The 20765-nt window shown below is 55.7% G+C and carries 19 protein-coding genes; 9 read left to right on the top strand and 10 right to left on the bottom strand.

Going from position 1 to position 20765, the window contains the following annotated elements; translation table 11 throughout:
• The 5 genes from RRU01S_RS20335 to RRU01S_RS20320 form a co-directional block, all read right to left on the bottom strand.
• Positions 1-409, bottom strand: a 409-nt coding sequence (locus RRU01S_RS20335; RefSeq protein WP_045232030.1) for an IS66 family transposase, incomplete at its 3' end; no start/stop codon positions are given.
• 72 nt (positions 410-481) lie between these two features.
• Entirely contained in the window at positions 482-829 is a 348-nt protein-coding gene (tnpB, locus tag RRU01S_RS20330; RefSeq protein ID WP_045232029.1) for an IS66 family insertion sequence element accessory protein TnpB, read from the bottom strand.
• Positions 826-1188: an IS66-like element accessory protein TnpA gene (tnpA, locus tag RRU01S_RS25545; RefSeq protein ID WP_081880142.1), complete on the bottom strand. Its 363-nt coding sequence runs from the start codon at positions 1186-1188 to the stop codon at positions 826-828. The genes tnpB and tnpA overlap by 4 nt, the downstream gene beginning before the upstream one ends.
• Positions 1189-1642: 454 nt before the next feature.
• Positions 1643-1939: a PRC-barrel domain-containing protein gene (locus RRU01S_RS20325; protein ID WP_045232028.1), complete on the bottom strand. Its 297-nt coding sequence runs from the start codon at positions 1937-1939 to the stop codon at positions 1643-1645.
• 153 nt (positions 1940-2092) lie between these two features.
• Entirely contained in the window at positions 2093-6079 is a 3987-nt protein-coding gene (locus tag RRU01S_RS20320) for a non-ribosomal peptide synthetase (protein WP_165572250.1), read from the bottom strand.
• A 1157-nt stretch (positions 6080-7236) separates the two neighbouring features.
• On the opposite strand from RRU01S_RS20320, the gene RRU01S_RS20310 reads away from it, so the two are divergent.
• The 3 genes from RRU01S_RS20310 to RRU01S_RS20300 all read left to right on the top strand — a co-directional run bounded on the left by RRU01S_RS20310 (position 7237) and on the right by RRU01S_RS20300 (position 8841).
• Positions 7237-8028, top strand: a complete 792-nt coding sequence (locus tag RRU01S_RS20310) for a PRC-barrel domain-containing protein (RefSeq protein ID WP_045232026.1) — start codon at positions 7237-7239, stop codon at positions 8026-8028.
• Complete coding sequence (locus RRU01S_RS20305) at positions 8025-8411, top strand: response regulator (protein WP_052816149.1); 387 nt, start codon at positions 8025-8027, stop codon at positions 8409-8411. The genes RRU01S_RS20310 and RRU01S_RS20305 overlap by 4 nt, the downstream gene beginning before the upstream one ends.
• 103 nt (positions 8412-8514) lie before the next feature.
• Positions 8515-8841 carry a hypothetical protein gene (locus RRU01S_RS20300; RefSeq protein WP_045232025.1) on the top strand — a complete coding sequence of 109 codons (327 nt, stop codon included), beginning with the start codon at positions 8515-8517 and terminating at the stop codon, positions 8839-8841.
• Positions 8842-8875: 34 nt separating this feature from the next.
• Here RRU01S_RS20300 and RRU01S_RS20295 read toward each other — a convergent pair whose 3' ends face one another.
• The 5 genes from RRU01S_RS20295 to RRU01S_RS20275 form a co-directional block, all read right to left on the bottom strand.
• Complete coding sequence (locus tag RRU01S_RS20295; RefSeq protein WP_045232024.1) at positions 8876-9886, bottom strand: sensor histidine kinase; 1011 nt, start codon at positions 9884-9886, stop codon at positions 8876-8878.
• Between the two features lie 305 nt (positions 9887-10191).
• On the bottom strand, positions 10192-10944 hold the full coding sequence (locus RRU01S_RS20290) for a GntR family transcriptional regulator (protein WP_045232023.1): 753 nt from the start codon (positions 10942-10944) through the stop codon (positions 10192-10194).
• 139 nt (positions 10945-11083) lie between these two features.
• Positions 11084-12214 carry a sugar phosphate isomerase/epimerase family protein gene (locus tag RRU01S_RS20285; RefSeq protein ID WP_045232058.1) on the bottom strand — a complete coding sequence of 377 codons (1131 nt, stop codon included), beginning with the start codon at positions 12212-12214 and terminating at the stop codon, positions 11084-11086.
• Positions 12215-12282: 68 nt separating this feature from the next.
• Positions 12283-13155, bottom strand: a complete 873-nt coding sequence (locus RRU01S_RS20280; RefSeq protein WP_045232022.1) for an amino acid ABC transporter permease — start codon at positions 13153-13155, stop codon at positions 12283-12285.
• 3 nt (positions 13156-13158) lie between these two features.
• On the bottom strand, positions 13159-14091 hold the full coding sequence (locus RRU01S_RS20275) for an ABC transporter substrate-binding protein (RefSeq protein ID WP_045232021.1): 933 nt from the start codon (positions 14089-14091) through the stop codon (positions 13159-13161).
• A gap of 627 nt (positions 14092-14718) precedes the next feature.
• Here RRU01S_RS20275 and RRU01S_RS20270 point away from each other — a divergent pair.
• The 6 genes from RRU01S_RS20270 to RRU01S_RS20245 are packed head-to-tail and all read left to right on the top strand — an operon-like array spanning position 14719 to position 20667.
• Complete coding sequence (locus tag RRU01S_RS20270) at positions 14719-15834, top strand: ABC transporter ATP-binding protein (protein WP_108722698.1); 1116 nt, start codon at positions 14719-14721, stop codon at positions 15832-15834.
• Between the two features lie 23 nt (positions 15835-15857).
• Positions 15858-16898, top strand: coding sequence for an extracellular solute-binding protein (locus RRU01S_RS20265; RefSeq protein ID WP_045232057.1), 1041 nt, complete (start codon positions 15858-15860; stop codon positions 16896-16898).
• Positions 16899-16907: 9 nt separating this feature from the next.
• On the top strand, positions 16908-17735 hold the full coding sequence (locus tag RRU01S_RS20260) for an ABC transporter permease (RefSeq protein WP_045232019.1): 828 nt from the start codon (positions 16908-16910) through the stop codon (positions 17733-17735).
• Positions 17728-18555, top strand: coding sequence for an ABC transporter permease (locus tag RRU01S_RS20255; protein WP_045232018.1), 828 nt, complete (start codon positions 17728-17730; stop codon positions 18553-18555). Before RRU01S_RS20260 ends, RRU01S_RS20255 begins: the two co-directional genes overlap by 8 nt.
• Positions 18556-18578: 23 nt before the next feature.
• The gene (locus RRU01S_RS20250) at positions 18579-20003 is read left to right on the top strand and encodes a M24 family metallopeptidase (protein ID WP_045232017.1); all 1425 of its coding nucleotides are present in this window, start codon (positions 18579-18581) and stop codon (positions 20001-20003) included.
• Position 20004: 1 nt separating this feature from the next.
• Positions 20005-20667, top strand: coding sequence for a flavin reductase family protein (locus tag RRU01S_RS20245; protein WP_045232016.1), 663 nt, complete (start codon positions 20005-20007; stop codon positions 20665-20667).
• The last annotated feature ends 98 nt before the right edge of the window (positions 20668-20765 follow it).

Genomic DNA, 20765 nt, shown 5'->3' with positions numbered 1-20765 from the left:
CAGGCGCTTTCAGGAACGATGTCCCGCCGCAGGTCGGGCAATTGCACCGCGCCGGATAGATCCGCTCTTCTGTCGGCAGCCCATCCGGCAAAGGTCTGCGTTTTGGCTTTTCGCAGACATCTTCCAGCTCCGGCAGAGGTATCCTTCCAGAGCGAACCTCAGCCTCGGCGCGGGACGCTTCAATCTCCTCGAGCATCAGTTCGAATTGTTCGATCTTGCGGTCTATTTTCTCGGACGAGGCCCCATGCTGTCGATGGCGCAGCAACTCCAACTGCGCGCGCAAAATGTCGATTATGCTATCGCGTTTGGTGACTTCGGCGTCTTGTCGCTCGAGTTTCGCCGCCTGTTCAGCAACCAATGCACGCAGTGCAGATAGCTCGTCCTGACCCTGTGGCGGCGTTGTTTCCATACCCAAAAATGTAACTGATTTGGCCCTCTAGCGCCAGCATTTTACCCTGACACCCCCTGCAAAATAACGCTTTCAGCCCGTGCGATGAGGCGCTGACGTCCATGTCGGTCGTCGCCAGTCGATCCCCTCGACGAGCATCGACAACTGAGCCTGCGTCAGATGCACAACGCCATCTTTGGCCGCCGGCCATGGGAAGTATCCGCGTTCCAGAACCTTGTAAAACAGGCAAAACCCCTGGCCGTCCCACCACAAAAGCTTGATGCGGTCAGCGCGCCTGCCGCGGAATCCGAAGATCGCGCCAGAACCAGGCGCTTGCCTGATCACTCCCTCGACCAGTGCAGACAATCCGTCGATACCGCGACGCATGTCGGTCACTCCGCAGGCCAGATAAACCTGCACATTCCCTAACGGCCCGATCATGCGGCTTCAACACAAGCGATCAACGATGCCAAAGTCTCTCGCTCGATGTTTACCGGCACCTTCAGGCTGCGACCGTTGCGCAACGAGATCTGCACAGACATCTTAACGGGAAAATTGGATGGGATCTGCCGAAGTGGATCGTTGTCAACAAGACGGACCGGCAAGAACGACGGTGCGTCATCTCGACTGCAGAGAGTTCTGCGCCAGACTCTAATTTGCGATGGATGAACATCATGCCGACGCGCCACATCGCAAACACGCGCGCCAGGTTGAGCCGCTTCCGCCAGGATGCTCAGCTTTACCTCCAACGGCCAACGCCGCCTGCGTTCAATGCCTGAAATAATCTCCATGCGAGCCATGCCAACCTCTAAGATCCCGATCTAATCCCAGCACTAATGCTGGTACTAACGCCAGATCATCGCCTGGATGGCTCAGTTCGCGAAATGTGTTGGCCGGACGCACACTTCGTAAGGGCGGGAAAGCTTAGTGATCCTGCAAAGCCCTGCGGTTGGCCGCACCGGGCCACCGGCCACCAGCATGAGAGGTCTCCTAGGCGCCGACTTCGAGCGTTATACAGTCATATCGTTGACCGTCACAAAGCTTCTCGACGACGTCCTGAAACGGCTTGAGCGCTTCCATAGCCAGAAGGTCTCACACGAAGGTGCCCGTTTAAAAGGGTAGAACGTTTCGAAATCGGCGTTAACTGGTTTTATCGGTAATCGCTCAACGAGCTTTTGTGTCGCTCTTTGATTTAGCAGCACATGTTCGGAATAAAGCGGGAAGGGGCTTGGTTCTAACCAAGCCCCCAAAACATCAGTGATGGTGTTCTGGCATGTCTTTTAATTGATCTTTTGTCCATGATGTCACAGCGTGCACATCGCCATCCTCATCTCGCATGAAATCGAGATCGCTCAGAGCAACTGCTACAGGCTTGGCGCCGATTCCGAGAAAGCCGCCGACGTCGATAATAGCTTGACCGTTTGCTCCTGCACCATGGACGTGATCGACCTTCCCGACCTTATGGTCATCCGCGCCGTAGACGGCAGCACCCTCCAGGATTTCAGAGGTCAATTCTGTGGTCGCCAGGCGAACGTGGTTTGTATGATCCATTGGTTTTCCTCCTTGTTGGATGATCACGTAACGGTATCAAACGGTCGTTTTTCCCTGATCGGGTCCAGGATAGTTCAGCCCCCTGCTGATCTGCCATATTTGCGTAGCGCCTAGCGGCCGCACACCGCGTCTGTGGTTAGACCCCATGACATCTTAGATCACAGCAACAGCTGTATTGTTGCTGGGGAGAACTGCCCTGCGGCGCATCAGATGGGGCATTTTACTCAGCGCATTCCGCATGAAAACAGCCGCTATCTTCTCTGCATTGTGCTGTTCCAGCATCTCTTCATGAGCGCAGTCGAGTTCATGTCTGTGAACTCCGCCAATCGCATGTGGCAGCCAAGCTTCAACATGGTAATTTAGAATTTTCCGCAGGTTCTTGGATGTTGCTGGCTTTGCGCTGAAGAAGTGTATATCGGCGTTGATCCTGCCGGGAACGAAATGCTGGGCGATGTCCAGGTGATGCATGATGACCTCGCGCAGCCGCTCCAGGAATGCCGGATTTTCTCGCAGGATTTCTTTGAAGAATATATTTTCTCTCAGTCCGTATTGTTGGGTCAGAAAGTCACCGAGAGCCGAGAACGCCGGTTTGTCGCCAATGATGTTTTCGTCGAAACCAAGGAAACCCAAAGCCACTTTTGCCAAGACCGTTTCGTCGTTGATGGCTGCACCAGAGGGCGGCATGAACGGGTAGGAGTCGAGAAGAGCGAGAAAGGCGACATCATCGCCCTTTTGCTCCATCTGCCTGGCAAGCTCATGTGCCACGAGCCCGCCGAAAGACCAACCAACAATATTGTAGGGTCCGTCTGGCTGAATGTCGCGAATTCGGCTGAGATAGAGTCGCGCCATCTCCTCGATCGAGGCCGGCATGTCCGCTTTGTTCAGGCCATCCGCTTGAAACGCGAAAATGGGGACATCCTGAGGGATGTATTGTGCCAAAGACGTAAATGCCAATCCAAGACCCATCACAGGGTGGATGCAAAACAATGGTGGGTTATTTCCCTGGGCTCGGATGGGGAGAACGGGCGCCATGGGTGTCTTCTGTTTTCTTGGATTGTCGAGGTGTTTTGCGAAACTGGCGATGGTGGGTGTATCCACGAAACTTGACCACGCAATATCACCATCAATCTTACGGCTCAGAGCCGAAATCATGGACGCTGCAGAAAGGGAGTCTCCTCCGAGCTGGAAAAAATCATCGTGAATGCTGATGGTTTCGAGCTCGAGGATATCGCACCACAACCTCGCCAATAGGATTTCTTTGTCAGTGCTGGGCGCGACATGGGCTTGTGAAGTCCGCACCTGCGGTATCGGCAGGGCATTCCTGTCGATCTTCCCATTGGTATTTAAGGGAAGGTCTTCCATAACGACATAGACGGCCGGGATCATATGTGGCGGCAGAGTTCCGGCTAAACGGTTGGCCAGATGCTGGGTGTCGATCGTCCGGCCTGGGGCAGGGGTGAGATAAGCCACCAGCTGTTTGCTCTTGCCGTTATCTTCCCGTAGCACGACGACTGCCTGACGGATCGAACCGTTCGAGATAATTGCCGCCTCGATCTCGCCAGGTTCGACACGAAAGCCGCGGATTTTGATTTGGTGGTCGTTACGCCCGAGATACTCTAGAACGCCGTCGGCGCGCCACCGTGCCAGATCGCCGGTCCGATACATCCGTTCTTCGCCATTCCTGAACGGGTTTGGCAGAAAACGTTCCTGTGTCAGCTCCGGCCTGTTGAGGTAGCCCTTTGCAACGCCTGCACCCCCAATGTAAAGTTCGCCAACACTGCCCGGCGGGACGGGCTGATGCGATCTGTCGAGGACATAAAGCTGGGTATTGCAGATCGGTTTGCCGATTGGAACGCTGTCCAGATCGGAACCGGTCAGTGGCATACAGGCGGACCAAACTGTCGTTTCTGTAGGACCGTACAGGTTGATGACCGGGTGTCCGAGTTTTTCCATCCGGCGAGCCAGATCACGAGGCAAGGCTTCCCCTCCGACCAGCGGCCGCAAGCCTTTGAGCTCTGTGGGGTATTCACTTAAAAGCATGCGCCACAAAGACGGCGTCGCCTGCATTATAGAGATGGCATTGCTCTTGATTAGCCGGTAGAGAGCGGTCGGATCCTTGACCACGCAACGTGTCGTGATCACCGTTGTCGCTCCCACCGTCAGCGGCAGAAACAGTTCGAGTGCGGAGATGTCGAACGCAATCGTGGTTACCGCAACGATCCGGTCTTCCGGTTTGAGAGAGAGCAACTTCTGCATGGCTTGCAGGAAGTTGAGCAACGAAGCATGAGCAATCTCAACGCCTTTCGGGCGTCCGGTGGATCCGGAGGTAAAGATCACATAAGCGGTGTCCTGCGGTTCGGGGCCGTCAAAAACGCCGTTTGCTGTAACATCTGCGGGGTCTTCGTCCAGCAGGACGACCGGTGCCTTTAAGGCAGGAAGCGACACGCAAGCGGCTGATGTCGACAAAATGACACTCGGCATTGCGTCTTCAAGGATTGTCGACAAACGCTCCCGCGGATCGGACGGATCGAGTGGCAGATAGGCAGCACCTGTTTTGGCAACGGCGAGAAGTGCGATCAGCATTTGTTCGCTTCGCGGCGTGGCGATGGCCACGAGGTGTCCGCGCCCAATGCCGCGACCTTTCAGCACCGCTGCCCACAGGTCCGACGCCTTGTCCAGCGCTTCGTAATTCAGTTCCCGGGCTTCGAAAATGACGGCTGTTGCATGCGGTCGCTGCTCAACCTGGCGTCTGAACAAATCGAGCCAAGTGGCATTTTCGATTGGTTGCGCGGTGTCGTTCCAGTCATTCAGGACACGTTGGCGCTCGTTCGCCAACAGTAGCGAGATATCGCAGACCGCCCGATCAGGGCTGGAAATGATATTGGAAATGAGGTGAAGGAACCGTTCCTTGTGCTCCTCCAGTTCCTCCAGCGTGTATAGGGCGGGATTGGCATCGAAATCGACGTGCAGATCACCTCCATCGCCGCGGTCATAGGCGAAAATCGTGAAATCCGTCATTGTTCCGTTCGACAGATTATGCGCGGATGCAGCATGCCCGTCGAAGCGCAGATCATAGTCGAAAGGCTCAATGTTGACGCCCAGACGTGCTAACTGCTCATCCTGCCTGGTGAAATTGAGATCGCGGCGAATATCCTCATAACGATACCGCTGATATCGCAGGGCTCTCATCATCTGACTGGACGCCTGCTTGACCATATCCTGCCAGGATATGTCCGGCGTCACGTTGAACCGAAGTGGGACGGCATTGGCGACCATACCCGGTATTCGGCGTACCGCGCTGCTGATGCGGCCGGTAACCATGGTGACCATCGTCAGGTCCGAGCAATCGGTAGCGCGGGCGTAATAGCTGGCCACGGTCGCGATCAATGCCTGCGGCAGGCTCGCCCCAAGTTTTTTTGCTTCCTCTTGCAGCCGCTTGACCTCATCACGACCAATGGTCGTCCTCAACCGCAAAAGGCCGCCCGAGGGTGCATCGCTGTGCCGCGTAAGGGTGACTGGTGGAGAGATACCTCTCATTTGGTCCAGCCAATAGGTTCGGTCACGCTCGAAATGCACGGAATTGCGATAATTCTCTTCGCTGTCCAGGAGCTCTTGAAGCGAACCGAAGTCACATGGCTCTGGTTCTTCACCGCGTTTTAGGGCCGTGTAAAGTTGAGCCTGACGGCGCGCGAGGAGGCCTCCGGTGAAACCGTCGAAAAGAATGTGGTGGACCCTGTGGTACCAAATCCAGTGGTCTTCTTTGATCTTGATCAACGCGCTCGACCACAGGCCATCTTCCCCCAGATCAAGGGGGCGTGCTAACTCTGCACGCATCCAATCATACGCTTTTTCCAAGCCATCTGGATTGGCGCTGAAATCAAGGATGTCGAAATCTCTGCCCACATATGGAGCGATGATCTGACGAGGCTTGCCGTCGATCTCGACAATTTGGATACGTGTGACATCGACTTCTTGCGATAGCCGCTGCAGCGCATTGCAGAATACATCTGGAGAGATGGGGCCGAGGATTTCTATGGCCTCTGCGAGTACAAAACTTAAATCCGGCGGGGATAGCTTCTCTTTCACCCACATACCTGTTTGTGCGACAGAAAGAGGATGCGATTTGAAATGCCTGTCCATCGAATTTTCCTTTATAGGTCGAGTAGGCAAAAGAGATCGGCACATGCCAGTGGACGCACGAAAACGCATTGCGCTTTTGTGCCTGCTGCCGTGATAAATTGTAGATTTTCCGTTGCTCACAGAAGGGAGGCCGCTTCGCTGCTCCACTGGTCTGTTGCAGTGCAAGGTAAACGGCTTCCGGTATTTTGCAAGCTGAGGGTGCGACGCTAAAATAAACCCTTTAAAGCTTATTATTGACATGTAGCGTTGGAATTTTCATCGCAAAATTAGCTACTTTTTGAATAGTATTTTTTAATAGACAGTCAGATTATAAAAAATACAGCAGCATCCCGTTCTTAAATTGTCATATTAATGCAATTAATGGATGTTGCGCGCCTTGAGAAAATTATAGCGGGTAAAAAATCGAATTATCTTGCGATTAGCAGCTAAAATACAATTATTAATTGATTTTCTAAGGTATTTGGCCTGCTTTAATGCTGGGTTTTTTGTAAATAGGGCGTTACGGAACGAGAGATCCATCGCGTCCAAAGGTTGTAATGATTTTCATTAGCTATCGATCCAAGCCTTCGATGGATTTCGTTCTTGCTAGAGGATTGGATCATCCCAGATCGTTCAATGCATGCTGAAGGGAGCTTTTAAGTCGGTTTGTGCGCATGACAAAAAAAGAACGAGACTGGCACTTGAGCGGCATCGACCTGCCGACACTTGGACGATCCAGCTCTCCTTGATGCAGCGGACGGGCGCAAGAAGGGCATTTCTGAGCCAGCTGTTACAGCGGCTCAAAAACGCTGTTGGAACAGTGGTCCAGATGCTTGCCCAAACATTACTGCGCAATGCCACTCCCACCTGCCTCGGCACCATCTGGGTCGCGATGTCTGATTGCGACTATAAACATGGGAAAGCCACACAAAAAGACTTATGGAGTACCAACGCCCGTTCCCGTTATCTTTAATAACTATTATCAAGCATATCAATATGATAGGCTTGTCTCAGTCGAAACCCATCGCTTTCCCAGCTCAAATCCGCTCCACAATGGAACAAAATAAGACATAGTCCGTTTTGGTATCATGATCGAGGCGTCACGCGGTACACTCTTTCCGGATTGACGTGCTTTACACCACGAGGTCGAAGCAAAATCCGCCGATCGGACCCATTTCATGACTATCCTTAAAACAGCGGCCGTTGCCGTTGGGTTTGCCTTTGCGCTGTCTGCCACGCCTGTACTGGCGGCCTGCAACATTTCTGACGCCAAGCTGGAAGAAGCGATTTTGCAGAAGCCCGAATTGCGTGATCCTGAAAACCGCTACCTCGTGCTTGATCTTAGAACCATGCGTGATGCGGCGTTCCTGTTGTGGACATATGGGCTGGAAGATGATTGCGAACGGCTTGTCGGCAACATCAAGGAGCTGATCGCATCCCCCTCCATGGGTGAACGCGGCACGAGTGACGAAGATGCCGTCGACCAGCAGCAGGCTGCGGGCGAGCCGCTGCAACAACGATTAGGCAAGGTCAAAGGTAGCCGCGGTACGCTCAATGAAGGTCCTCTCGTGCCGATCAGTGCGCTCGATCCGGGCCTCCTTGTCAACGAGATCGTCGGGGCGGAGGTTAGGACCTCTGACGATAAAATCGTCGGTGAAGTCCGCAATGTCGTTATCGGAACAAAAGACCAGAAAGATTATGTGATTGTCGCATCCGGTGGCTTTTTCGTTCCGGGAAAAGACAGTCTTGTGGTGCCACTTTTGTCGTTGGTGATCGACCGGGCACGAACCAGCTTCTTCCTGCCTATCACCAGTGACCAGGTGAAATCCGTACCTTTGATGCCCGACCAGGATTACCTCTGGCTCGATGACAAGGAATGGCGTGCCAAGAACGACGCGATTTTCCAAAGCCTCATTTCCAACATGGCGAGTATAAATAAGACCCTCGCGCCGACGGTGGGTACGAAGTGAACGTCAAACGCGAAATAGCCCTCGTGGTCGAGGACGAGCCGCTGATCGCCATGCTGGCGTGCGACCTTCTCTCAGACCTTGGTTACATCGTTTTCGAGGCGCGGACCTCGAAGGAGGCCATGGAGGTGCTGACTGACGTAGAAGGGATTTTGATCCTGTTTACCGATGTCGATCTTGCCGATGGCTCCTCCGGTGTCGATTTGGCAGTTCTGGCGAAACAGCAATTCCCGACGGTCCGCATCGTTGTCACGTCGGGACGGGTCAAACCAGCGACACTTCCCGACAGCGTGCCTTTCATACCAAAGCCCTATAGCCGCGAATGTCTTACAACGGCGTTGCGCGCGCAGCTGGCTTCTCGAAACGGCGATAGTGCCGAGGCGTGATGCTACGATGGAACACCTGACCCTGCGCCATGTTAGGTAGAAGCGAACAACAACCACACCGGGCGCTCATTCTCATTTCATTCTTGCGAAGATCGGGACAAACATGACCCACTATGCCGCCGACGAACTGGTTCTTTCTGAAATCGCGACACTGCGGGAGGCGCTCCCGACATGGATCGTCAGCACAGTCGAGCTGGTCGAGCTTGCGGAAAACGCCGAGCGGGCTGCCCGTGCCGTCAATCCGGAAACAGCAGACCGGTCGCGTCAGCTGATCGTTGAGGTTGCCGAGTGGCAGCAGAAACTGACGGATTGGCAGCAAAAGGATTTGAGCCCACGCCTTTTGGCGGAGCTTCGGATTCTCAAGGCAACGCTGGACGCCTCCATGGATGAGGCAAATGCGGCTGCAGCCGAGCTGCTGCTTTTCAACTAACGAAGATGGCCCCACTCTCGTGTGAACGGACGCTCTAGCTTGCCAGGCGTTCCGGATCGACCAGGAGAGTGACGACCAGGCCATCCTGAGCCCAGTTATAGTTGATTGAGCCCTGCAGGTGGCCGGTCACGCTGCGTTCGACAAGCTTGCTACCATAACCAGCCTTTGATTGTGGTGGAACGACTTTAGGGCCGCCATTTTCCGTCCAGATGATCGTGACCGCTTCGTTTTGTGCCGAGCATGAAACGTCGAGCGTTCCCGTGTTTGATGACAATGCACCATATTTCAGAGAATTGGTGGCTAGCTCATGGACGATCAATGCAACGACGGTCGTTGCGCCTTCGCCTACGCTCATCCGTGGCACGGAAACCCGGATGCGACCGCTGAAAGCGCCCAGATCGTCGTAGGGAGCGAGAAGGACGGTCAGCAGATCGCCGAGTAAAGCCGAGGGTGCTTCCGTTTGGCCAGGCACCGGCCGGACAAGATCATGAGCCCGCCCCAGGGCCGTCAGCCTGAGCGTCAACTCGCGGGCCATATCCTCGACGTTTGTCGTCGAGCGCGAGGTGATCGCTGTCAGGCCAGAGGCAATGGCGAGAAGATTTTTCACGCGGTGGCTCATTTCTCCCGACAGAAGCTCCCGGCCTTCCTCGGCCTGCTTGCGCCCCGTCACGTCGATAAAAATGCCGAACATGATCCCTTGGACCATGCCGGCATCGTCACCTTGGCCACGGGCGGAAATCCATTTGAGTTCGTCGCCAATCATGATCCTGAAATCGATCTCATAGGGACCAATGATGGAGCGTGTCGCCGTAAAGGCCGCGCGGACCCGATCGCGATCTGCGGGATGGATGTGCGCAGACAAGTCTTCAAACGTGACATCGCGACCTTTTGGAACACCCCACAGTTCGTAGGAATGGTCATCCATCGCAAAAGCATCGGTATTGACGTTCCAAGACCACAAAGTGACCCCTGCAGCTTCGATGGCGCGTACCAGATTTTTCGGTTCCCAAAGAAGCGGTTTGAGAGTCGCGGGCGTGGTTGTCATGGGAACTCCGTACTTTCTCAAATTTTCGGCGACTGGAACATCGTCTCCGCGTACTTGAATTCCAGCTCTATAGCGAAAATACGACCAGAATGTCGGAATATTTTTCAGTGATTAGTTTGCGTCATTGTTTTGGTAAATCTAATTAAGTGTTTGTCTTGTTTAGGAAATTTAAGAGGAGGTAAATGTGTATTGGGTAAAGTCACGATTTGAAGCTGTCATATGCGTCTAGCAATCCTTGCCCCAAGGGCTCGCGTCCCTAATCTTTGGGACAGGGCTGCCTGCTGAACTCTTGATGAGATCAGTCTCTAGGAAAAGTTCTCCAGCACCGCCAGAAACGTATGTCGATCGCCCTGTCCCTCGGTCAACCGAACGCGGCCCTCGATATCGGCAAGGTGGTGATCCATCAGCTGTTGCGCCTTTGGCAAGTCCTTCGCTTTCAGGGCTTTGACGATCAAGCGGTGGTGATCGGCACCGCAATCATCTTTGCGCTCTTCTTCATATAGGGACATGACAAGCGAAAGGCGGGCGACGATCTTGGACAACATTTCCGTCATGACAGCGTTGCCGCCGAGTTCTGCCAAAACGACATGGAACTTGCCAGAAAGCACCGTCTTCGACTTTTCATCGCCGTGGTGATGGATGTGCTCTTCTTCGTCGGTCAGCTTTTCAAGGGCGTCCAGTTGGTCGATGGTCGCGCGGTCCAGTACCAGTTCGAGAATGACGTGTTCAAGCTTGCGCCGTGCCTCGAACAGAGCTTTTGCCTCTTCGATGCCAGGCTCAGCCACGAAAGTGCCGCGGTTTTTCTTGCGCTCCAGAAGATGATCGCTCTCCAGCACGCCGAGCGCGCCGCGCACGACTGTGCGGCTGACCCCGAAGTGGTCGGCAATCGCGTCCTCGAGAATCTTGACGCCGGGTTTGAGCGCGCCCTCACCAATGGCTGCGGCAAGGGTGCTGCGGATGCGCTCCGTCACGTCGTCATTCGCGGCTTCGGCTGTATCCACCGGGCTGCTGGCTTTTGTTGGAGTCTTGGCGCTTAGACGTCGCCTTGTGGTCTTCATTGTCGTCTCCAGATCGGATCAAGCGATATGATTATTTTCATGGGAATATTCCTGCGTATATGCGCTTGATCCTAAAAATCCAGTTCGTCCCATGGTTTTTAAAGTTGATGACACACGTCGTCGACAGAACGCTCGAGTCTTACGCCGCTTGCTGCTTTCTAGCCGCCGTAGCAAGTGAAATTCCATTGTCGCGGCAAACCTGTTCAATATGGCGTGCAGAATCTTTGATGAAGGTCACGGCCTCTTTGAAGCCATAGGACTGGTGCTCATAGGTCGGGTAGCCATACTGGCTGGCCTCATATGTCTCCCAATCAGGAATTTCCCCAGCGACCACACGTTTTTCGAAGGTATCAACCAGTCCGAGATAGGCGTCCAGTTCCTCGGCCGTCAGGTCTGGATGACCGGCACGCCAGATCGGATCATCGATCTCGATGCATTGGCGGGGATTGGCTTTGCGCGGCTTGTCCTCGACGGAAGCTGCGACTTCCAGAGAGAGGTTCAGGTCCGGCTTGGCCTTGGCAAGGATGGGGATGATCGTGGCAAAGTCGACAATGCCGCGACCGACGGGGCGGGTCTGGAAATCGAGGCCGCCCGTGGCATGACCGACATAGGCATCCTTGATGTGGGTCTGGCGCACATAGGGGGCGACGCGTTTTGCGGCAAAGACCGGATGCTCGGCCCGTTGCAGGCCGTTTGCCGTATCGAAAACGACACCCATGCAGTCCTCGCCAACCTTTTCGATCAGCCGGAGGATTTCAAAGGAGGTGATTTCGTCGTGGGTTTCCATGTTGAGATGAACGCCGTACGCGCGCGCCACGGGTGCGAGCTTCAGCAGCACCTTTTCGATACCCAGCAACTGCTCGTCCCAGGTCACATCGGTGCGGAATCGGTCATTGGCCAACCGCCCGCGATATTCCGATTTGAAATTTCCCGGCGATACCCACAGTTCACGGCAACCGATATCAGCACTCGCTTCAATCATACGGGTAAAGCCCAGGATGACATCGCCACCGCCGATGGCGCGAAACTCCGGGGCCTCGGCACTGCAATACGGGTTGATCTTGCCAACGCCTGCTTCGAGGTAGAGGCCAAGCTCATCGGCCTTCGCCTTGATATCGGCCAGTTCGCCCTTGTCCAGCGTCTCGCTCATATCGAGAACCGTGCTGAAAAAGATGCCGCCGAGACCGAGTTCCTTGACGTGTTCGAGGCTTTTGAAAGGGCCGCGCTTTCTCGCTTCGGGCAATTTCTGTCCGTCAATGCCTAGTCTCATGATCTGCTCCTTGATGTTTCCTGATCGGATTTGCTGCAATGGCATTTCCGTTTGATTGATGGTGAGTCTCAGGCGCGTTGCCTGGTATCTTTCTTGGCACCCACGTCACGGCCTTTCGGTGCGAGGCGCTTCTCGAGAAAATGCTGGCCGATGGATGCGATTGACGTGATGAGGAGGTACCAAAGCGAGGCAACGCACAGCAGTTCGATGACGAGGAAGTTGCGCGCATAGATGGCCTGCGCCTGGGTCAGTAGGTCCTGCATGCCGATGACGGAAACGATGGCGCTGGCTTTCAGCATGCCGATAGCCTGATTGCCGGTTGGTGGCACAATCAGACGGATCGCCTGGGGCAGAACCACGGTTCGTAGGGTTTGGAGTGATCGTAAGCCGAGTGACGAGGCCGCTTCCCGCTGGCCGCGGTCCACGGCGGTCAATCCGCCGCGGATGATCTCGCTCATATTGGCGGCTTCGTGCAGGCCAAGTGCCAGAAATCCCGCAAGGGCAGGAGTGACGAGGTCGTTGATCGATATGGAATACGTGCCAATACCCACTTGAGGTATGAACAATGCGATGTTGAACCAGAAGAAAATCTGGACGATCAGCGGCACGCCACGAAACCACCATACGAAGGCAACGGCCAATGCCTTCAAAACGACGTTCTGACTTGTGGCCATGACGGCGACGATGCAGCCGAACGCAATACCGAACACCATCGCGCCCGCCGTCAGTTGCAGGGTCAGAACCACGCCGTCGAGGATGACCGGATCGACCATGTAACGGGGAATTTCGCCCCATTGGACAGTCTGGTTGCGTGCGACTGTGAGGATGATGAGCGCCAGCGCGAGGACCGCGCTGGTACCGGATATGATCTGCCCCAACCGTATCGGCTTGCCGAGCGGTGGGGCGATGGCCATGCTGATGGGTTGAGCGAATAGGGCCATGGCTCAATTCACCGGCATGCTGGCGGCGTCGTTGAATTTGACGGTCTTCACAGCGAGCGGGCCAAGGCCCCATTTCTCCATGATGGCCTTATAGGCGCCGGTATCGACCATGTGCTGAAGCGAGGCGACCACCGTATCGCGCAGGTCCAGATTGTCCTTCGATACCAGCATGCCGAGATAGCCAACCGCGAGGCGCACATCTGGGAGCGCTTGCAGGCCCACGCCCTTGCCGGTCTGGTTTTCCGTCGTATAGACGCTCGTGGCATAACCGTTGACGGTTGCATCAGCGCGGCCGGTGCGCACAGCCTGCAAGACATCCGGCATTTTCGGGATGGACATGATGTTCATGGGTGTCGTGCATTTTGCCGATGCGGCTTCTACCATGCGTGCCTGAAACGTGCCGACCGGCACGGCAACTTTCTTGCCGCAGAGGTCTTCCATGCTCTTGATCCCGAGCGGATTGCCCTTGATGGTCATGATCGTCGTGGCATCAAACATATAGTCGATGACATCGACCTGCTTTTCCAGCTCCACATCGTCATTGATGCCGGAAATGGTCATGTCGAAACGCTTGGAGAGGACCGCGGGTACGATTGCCGCACCTGCACCGACATTGGTCATCTGAACATCGATGCCGAGAATGACACCGAGTGCTGCGGCGATATCGGCGTCGATCCCGATCAACTTGCCATCTTCTGACTGGAAACTGATCGGTGGCGTCAGGTCCGTTGCGACCTTGAGCACTTTCTTGTCCTTGATAGCAGGTGAAAGGCGGTCCGCCAGCGCCTTGTCGAACACGACACCCGGCAGTTTGGCGACAACGGCATCGGGCACCATTGTGATGGCGTTGCCTTCTGCTGCATGTGCGGAATTGGCCAGCAACACAAAAGCGATACCTGTCAGGCCATTCTTGAGATTTGTCTTGAAGCTGCGCATGCGATCCCCTTTTTGATTTTTATCGGTTTGAATTCACGGGAAGTGCGATGCAATCTGCGTGCCAGCTTGATCGTTGATTATTCAGCGCATTGTTTTCAAAGATTTATTTCAGGGTTCACAAGTTTCAAAATATTTCGCACAAATTTTCGCATGAAAATTCGTAAATACTTTGATTAAAAATAATCCCTCTGGGTGACCTCGATGATGCAGGTGGCGCTCGTCCACCTAAGCGGCTGATTTAGAAATGTATTCTATCAATTTCTCAGGTCGCACCTGTTATGATTTGCCGCCTACTATCAATTAATCAACAGCAATTTTCTTAGTTTCATAACTGAATTACTGCTTATTGAATAAGCGGCATCAATCAAAAATGCACATTTTTTAAATCCGAAAATAAGTTCAATGAAATATTATTATGAATATTCGCATATTTAAAAAACAGAAAAAATTGTTTTTAATCAGTATGTTGATTGATAGTGTCCGCTGAAAATTGCAAACTGGCACGCAGCTTGCAAATCCCTTGGCATGACCAACACAGAAATCCACATCGCTGATCGATCCTATCTTCGCCTCGTAACATCGGGCGCAGAATACTTTGACAGCAGTGGGCAACCCAAAGGGATATCAATGGCAGAGGGCTCGAAGGCAGGCGATGGTAAGCAGCTCAGCGTTCGCGGCCTGACCCACAGCTATGGTGGACAGAATGCGATCAGCGATATCTCGTTCGAGGTTGCGGCTGGTGAGATCGTAGCGCTGCTGGGGCCGAGCGGCTGTGGCAAGTCCACGGTGCTGCGGGCAATCGCCGGTTTGATCCAGCCGAAAAGCGGCGTGATCCAGCTCGGTGGTCAGGACCTTGCCCATGTTTCGGCGCGCTCTCGCGGCATCGGCATGGTGTTCCAGAATTACGCGCTGTTTCCGCACCTGACGGTGGCCGAGAACATCGCCTATCCACTGGCCTGCCAGCGATTGCCAAAGACGCAACGCGGAGAACGGGTAGAGGAAATGCTCTCGCTCGTGCAGTTGAAGGGCTATGGCAACCGCTTGCCGCGTGAACTCTCCGGCGGCCAGCAGCAGCGTGTTGCTGTTGCCCGTGCCATTGCCGGGCGACCTTCGCTTCTGCTGCTCGACGAACCGTTCGGCGCTCTTGACCGCGCGCTTCGCTTCGATTTGCAGGTCGAGCTTCTTCATCTGCAGAAGACACTCGGCATCACGACGCTGATCGTCACCCATGATCAGGAAGAGGCGCAAAGCCTTGCCGGACGTCTGGTGCTGATGAACAAGGGCAATGTCGAGCAGATCGACACGCCGATGGCTGTCTACGACCGGCCAAAAACGCTGTTCGTGAATACCTTTATCGGTCAGGCCAATCTGCTGCATGGCACGGTGGAGCAGTTGGATGCAGAGGCAACGACCATTGCACTCACAAACGGCAAGACGATCGTTCTGCCGCGCCGGCTGAACTTTACGGTCGGCTCCAAGGTCACCATCACCTTCCGTCCCGAAGACGTCAGTCTGTCAACGAGCCCAACTGACTTTGCGCTGCCAGCGCGGCTGACCGTGTCCGTGCCGCTTGGGCCGACGCTCGTTCACGATCTTCTTCTTGAGGATGGTGCAGGCCTGCGTGCTTCGCAGGTGCGCGGACCCTCCACATTCATTCCCGAGCCGGGAGCAAAGCTCTTTGCCGAGATTGACACCGCAAGGTGTCACGCCTTTCCGAGCGAACCGGAAGCATCCAGTGAATGAACAACAACAACAGAGGTGAACAGATGCAGGACTTCAACATCACACGACGTCATTTCGGATTGCTTGCCGCCGGTGCGGCAGTAGCCGTCACCGCCCCCTTTGCAGCCCGTGCTGCCGGTGGCACTGCAATCGCTGCGACCTTTCCGGGCAACTGGGAAGACGGCTATCGCACGGTACTGACGCCACTCGTCAAAGAAGCAGGTTTCGATCTGACGGTCGCGCCAGCCATGGCGCAGGACCAGCTTGCCAAGGTTATGGCCAGCCCCGGCAACCCGCCTTACGACACACTGCTGATGTCGCCCGGCCAGATGGCCGTCGCCATCGAGAATGATCTGATCCAGAAGATCGATCCGTCCAAGCTCAAGAACTGGAGCATGCTCGATCCTGCATTTCAGGGCGAATACGGCCCGACCGTCACGGTCGAAGTCAACGGTATCGCCTACAACCCCGATCTGGTTCCGGCACCCAAGGGCTACCGCGACCTGTTCGAAAACCCTGTTTATAAGGGCCTTGTGTCGTGGACCGGCTTCGCCTCCAACACGGGTGTCATGGCCTATACCGAAATCGCCAAGATATTCGGCAAGGGTGCTGATGACATGGACGCCGTGTTCAAGCTGTTCAAGGACAATCCGGAGCACATCAAGGGCGTCGTCGCCAGCACCAATAACCAGATGACGCTGTTCCAGCAGGGAGAAATTGCCGTCTTCATGTGCTCGACAGGCAATGTCGCTCGTCTCAAGTCCATGGGCCTCAAAGCCGAGTTCGTCCAGCCGGAAACCGGTTCGCCCGCAGCGCCAGTGAACATTCATCTGACCAAGGGTGCGAAGAACCCCGATGCGGCCTATGCCTATATGGACGCCGCCATCTCCAAGGCAGCGCAGGACAAGCTCAAAATGCCGCCGACGGAGATGTTCCCGACGAACAAGCAAGTCGAACTGACACCTGGTATCGAGGCTTATGTGAAGCGCGAACAGCTTGCATCGCTGGTCTATCCGGACTGGGCTGCAATCAACAAGAACCGTGCGGAATGGATCCGCCAGTTCGACGCTCTCGTCGCCGGTTGAGGTCAGCACATGAAAGCGAGCGGTTTCCCATACGTTATCCCGATGCTTTTGCTATCGGTGGCGTTCTTTGCGACGCCGCTCGCCGTTCTCGTCGGGTTCAGCTTCATCGGCCCCGATGGCCTGTCTCTCCACAACTATGCACGCTTTCTTGGCGATGCATTCAACTATCGTGTGCTGGTCAACACCGCCAAACTCGGTCTGCAGACCATCGCCAGCACCACTTTGCTCGGCATTCCCATCGCGCTGCTCTATTGGCACAGTGGCAAGACTGCGCGGCAGATCATCATCTTCCTGACGCTTGTTCCCATGTTGACAAGCAATGTGGTGCGAACCTTCGCCTGGATCGTTATTCTTGGCCGACAAGGACCAATCAGCGAGGCCTTCGTCGCGCTCGGACTTGCCGAGAGGCCGTTCACGTTGCTCGCCACCGAGTTGGGTCTTGTCATGGCCATGTGCCAGATCGACTTGCCCCTGATCATCCTGCCGCTGATCGCCATCCTGTCGCGAACGCCGGTGCAGTTCACTGAGGCCGCGCAGGTGTCTGGCGCGGGGCCATGGCGTATCCTGGTCACGGTTCTCTTGCCGATGATGCTGCCCGGTTTGCTGGCGGGTTGGATTCTGGTTTTTGCCAGCACCAGTGCTTCCTTCGTCACTCAGGCCGTCATCGGCGGTGCGCGCAATGTATATGTGCCGCAATTGATCTACCGCGAGGTCGGCACACTGTTCGATTGGCCTATGGCCTCGGCCATCGCGGTCGTCCTGCTCTTGTCGACCGGCATCCTTCTCGTCGCCATGACCATGATTTCCCGTCACAGGAGGCTTGTCGGCCATGCATAATCATCGTGAAAACCCGGTCCCGACGTTCCTCTACAAGGCATTCGTCTTCGGTTTCGGCAGTCTCAGCCTGATCTATCTTGTGGCACCGATTGTCATTGCGATCACCATGTCGTTTACGTCAGGCCAGACACTCAAATATCCGCCCGAAGGGTTCTCCCTGCGGTGGTATGAGGCGCTGATCGATCCTGTTCGTTCCGGAACGGAGCATATTGCAGCCGGTAATTCGCTGAAGATCGCAGGGCTGGCGGTGCTCGGATCGTTGCTGTTTGCCGTGCCTGCCACTATCGGCATGGCGCGGATGCGACGCCGCACGGTCAATGCGCTGGAGCCGTTTCTGCTCGCACCGCTCGTTCTGCCAAGCCTCGTTTATGGTTTGGCGGCGCTGATCGTGGCGAACTTCGTCGGCTTCCAGCCGTCGCTGTGGCTCACCGTAACAGGCCATGTCGTCGTGTTCGGTCCGCTGATGTACCGCGCTGCATCCGTCGTTGCACAGGGCATCAACCCGTCACTGGCGGAAGCCTCCACCGTCATGGGCGCGACGTGGTACACGACGCTGAGGCGCGTGATCCTGCCGCTGCTGGCACCCGGCATTCTGGCCGGTGCGTTTCTCGTTTTCATCCAGTCGCTCGACAACGTCTCCGTCTCGCTCTTCCTCGCCGATGCGCAAACAACCGTCCTGCCGCTTCGCATGTTCGCATTGATCGAGGAATCGCTCGATGTCCGCGTCGCGGCAATGTCTGGAATCCTGATCGGACTGACGCTCATCGTGATGCTGGTGGCGAGGCGCGTGCTGGCACCGTCCCGGCAACCTGACGAATAAAAATACTCTGGAAGGAATACCCAATGAACATACACGCCAATAAGGCAGGCAACTATCGCGTCGGATCGCTGCTTGCCGATTTCCAGCCGGATTTCGACTTTGTTGCGCCGCTGCCTTTGCCCGTCGAGGAGTTCAAAGACCGCCTACGCCGCATTCGCCGCCAGGCCGTCGAAGCCGGGCATGACGCGCTGATCGTTCACACCGGTGGCGTCGGCTGGTTTCACACGTCCAACCATTATCTGCGCTATATCTGCGACTGGATGCGCGAGGGCGTTTTGATCATCCCCACGGATGCCGACAAGCCGATGGTGCTCCTGTCCTTCTTCACCCAATCCGTGCTTCTGCCGCCGGGCGGTGAGCCTGTGCTGGTGGAAGACATCTGGCAGATCGGGCCAATCGGTCGCGAATATGCTGATCGTCCCGGTGACAGCGTGATCAAGACTGCTGAAAAATGTGCCGAACTGCTGGCCGATATGGGATTGGCGAAGGAGCAGATCGGTCGCATCGGTGATCGCACTTCGCTGACCTTCTGGTCCGCACTCGATGAACTCATGCCGAAGGCCAAGTTCGTACCTGACAATGCCATTCTCGACCGCATGCAAAAGGTGCGCTCGCCCCGCGAAATCGAAATGTTTCGAGCGGCAGCCCAGCTCGTCAGCATCGCCACGCAGGCGGCTTATCACGTCGCCAGGCCCGGTGTCACCGACCATGAAATCTATGCTGCCTTCACGCAAGCCCAGCTTTCCTTCGGCGGCGAGACCGGTGATGGCTACCAGATCGGCATCAATGAGTTCGGCACCCATTGTGGCAAGCCTTATGGCCATGTCGTGCGTCCGGGCGATCTCATCAATCTCTATGTCTCCAACATCACCTATCGCGGTTACACCGCCCAGACCGCTCGTATGATCGCGGTTGGTAATATCACCAAGCGGCAGGAGGAGGTGCTGGCGGCCTGTACCGAGGGTGTCAAACGCGCCGAAAAACTGATCCGCCCAGGCGCGCTAATGCGCGACGTGAACAACGCGGCCTTCGAGCCGATGATCGAGCGCGGCATGCTTTCCTCACCGGAAGCGCGCACCATGCCTTACAATTGGGCTCCGATGGATGATGGCAGTGCGCGGCTGATCCCGCGCCAATATGTGAAGAATATCGACTGGGAAGCGCAGGGCCGCACTCTCATGCATGTTTACCCGGCAACCTATGGCCCGCATAACCCCAATCTCGGCCACTCGGTCGGCATGGCCGGCGGGCAGAACAGTTTCAACATCTCGTCCCACAATTACGACCGGATGGAAGAGGGCATGGTGTTCGTGCTGCACACGCAATGGCTTGAGCCGTTGTCGGCAGGCTGTAATGTCGGCGACATGTATGTCGTCACCAAGGACGGGTTCGAAAACCTTTCCCGCCACACCCCGCTTGAAACCCACCGCATCGCTGCCGAGGCCTGATATGACCGAACACACCCACTTCGATTTCGCCAAGCTTACCGAGCGCGAGCGCTACAAAATCCTCATCGGAACCGTCATCCCGCGTCCGATTGCGCTGGTGACGACGGTCAGCAAGGACGGGACACCCAATGCCGGTCCCTTCAGCTTCTTCAACGTGCTCACCCATGATCCGGCCATTGTCGCTATCGGCGTCGAGAACTATTCCGACATGCGCTTCAAGGATACCGCCCGCAATATCAGAGAGACCGGCGAATTCACCGTTCATATCTGCGACAATGCGCTGGTCGACCAGATGGAAATCTGCGCCATCAAGTTCGGTCCCGAAGTGGACGAGATGGAGGAGGCGGGCCTCGCCACCGTTCCCGGCCAGATGGTGAAAAGCCCCCGCATCCTCGCCGCCCCCGCCGCCCTGGAATGCCGCCGCCACACGACGCTTCAGGTCGGCCCGGCCCGCGAGATCATCCTCGGCGAAGTCGTCGGCGTCTTCGTCCGCAGCGATGCTGTCAACGCGGCCAATCTGCACATCGACCAGCAGCTCATGGATGCTGTCGGACGAATGGGTGGGCATACCTACACCCGCACACGCGATCAATTCGATATCAAGACGCTGACGCCGCAGGAATGGGAAAGCCGAAAGGCGGATGAAAGTTTACCCGCAGAATGAGGAGACCGTAATTACACCTGCACCTAGCGCGCACCGCTACGTTGGGAGATATGGTTGCAGATGACGTCATCTATCTGTGTGGTTGGACGTGATTGCTA

This window comes from Agrobacterium rubi TR3 = NBRC 13261 (assembly GCF_000739935.1).
Classification (GTDB): Bacteria; Pseudomonadota; Alphaproteobacteria; order Rhizobiales; family Rhizobiaceae; genus Agrobacterium; species Agrobacterium rubi.
The sequence above is the reverse complement of the archived record's forward strand: the minus strand, read 5'-3'. Positions and strand labels throughout refer to the sequence as shown.

What these genes read in the sequence shown, in the direction of transcription:
- tnpB (WP_045232029.1), bottom strand. Translation starts at nt 829, where the DNA reads ATGATCGGGCCGTTAGGGAATGTGCAGGTTTATCTGGCCTGCGGAGTG.
- tnpA (WP_081880142.1), bottom strand. Translation starts at nt 1,188, where the DNA reads ATGGCTCGCATGGAGATTATTTCAGGCATTGAACGCAGGCGGCGTTGG.
- RRU01S_RS20325 (WP_045232028.1), bottom strand. Translation starts at nt 1,939, where the DNA reads ATGGATCATACAAACCACGTTCGCCTGGCGACCACAGAATTGACCTCT.
- RRU01S_RS20320 (WP_165572250.1), bottom strand. Translation starts at nt 6,079, where the DNA reads ATGGACAGGCATTTCAAATCGCATCCTCTTTCTGTCGCACAAACAGGT.
- RRU01S_RS20310 (WP_045232026.1), top strand. Translation starts at nt 7,237, where the DNA reads ATGACTATCCTTAAAACAGCGGCCGTTGCCGTTGGGTTTGCCTTTGCG.
- RRU01S_RS20300 (WP_045232025.1), top strand. Translation starts at nt 8,515, where the DNA reads ATGACCCACTATGCCGCCGACGAACTGGTTCTTTCTGAAATCGCGACA.
- RRU01S_RS20295 (WP_045232024.1), bottom strand. Translation starts at nt 9,886, where the DNA reads ATGACAACCACGCCCGCGACTCTCAAACCGCTTCTTTGGGAACCGAAA.
- RRU01S_RS20290 (WP_045232023.1), bottom strand. Translation starts at nt 10,944, where the DNA reads ATGAAGACCACAAGGCGACGTCTAAGCGCCAAGACTCCAACAAAAGCC.
- RRU01S_RS20285 (WP_045232058.1), bottom strand. Translation starts at nt 12,214, where the DNA reads ATGAGACTAGGCATTGACGGACAGAAATTGCCCGAAGCGAGAAAGCGC.
- RRU01S_RS20280 (WP_045232022.1), bottom strand. Translation starts at nt 13,155, where the DNA reads ATGGCCCTATTCGCTCAACCCATCAGCATGGCCATCGCCCCACCGCTC.
- RRU01S_RS20275 (WP_045232021.1), bottom strand. Translation starts at nt 14,091, where the DNA reads ATGCGCAGCTTCAAGACAAATCTCAAGAATGGCCTGACAGGTATCGCT.
- RRU01S_RS20270 (WP_108722698.1), top strand. Translation starts at nt 14,719, where the DNA reads ATGGCAGAGGGCTCGAAGGCAGGCGATGGTAAGCAGCTCAGCGTTCGC.
- RRU01S_RS20265 (WP_045232057.1), top strand. Translation starts at nt 15,858, where the DNA reads ATGCAGGACTTCAACATCACACGACGTCATTTCGGATTGCTTGCCGCC.
- RRU01S_RS20260 (WP_045232019.1), top strand. Translation starts at nt 16,908, where the DNA reads ATGAAAGCGAGCGGTTTCCCATACGTTATCCCGATGCTTTTGCTATCG.
- RRU01S_RS20255 (WP_045232018.1), top strand. Translation starts at nt 17,728, where the DNA reads ATGCATAATCATCGTGAAAACCCGGTCCCGACGTTCCTCTACAAGGCA.
- RRU01S_RS20250 (WP_045232017.1), top strand. Translation starts at nt 18,579, where the DNA reads ATGAACATACACGCCAATAAGGCAGGCAACTATCGCGTCGGATCGCTG.
- RRU01S_RS20245 (WP_045232016.1), top strand. Translation starts at nt 20,005, where the DNA reads ATGACCGAACACACCCACTTCGATTTCGCCAAGCTTACCGAGCGCGAG.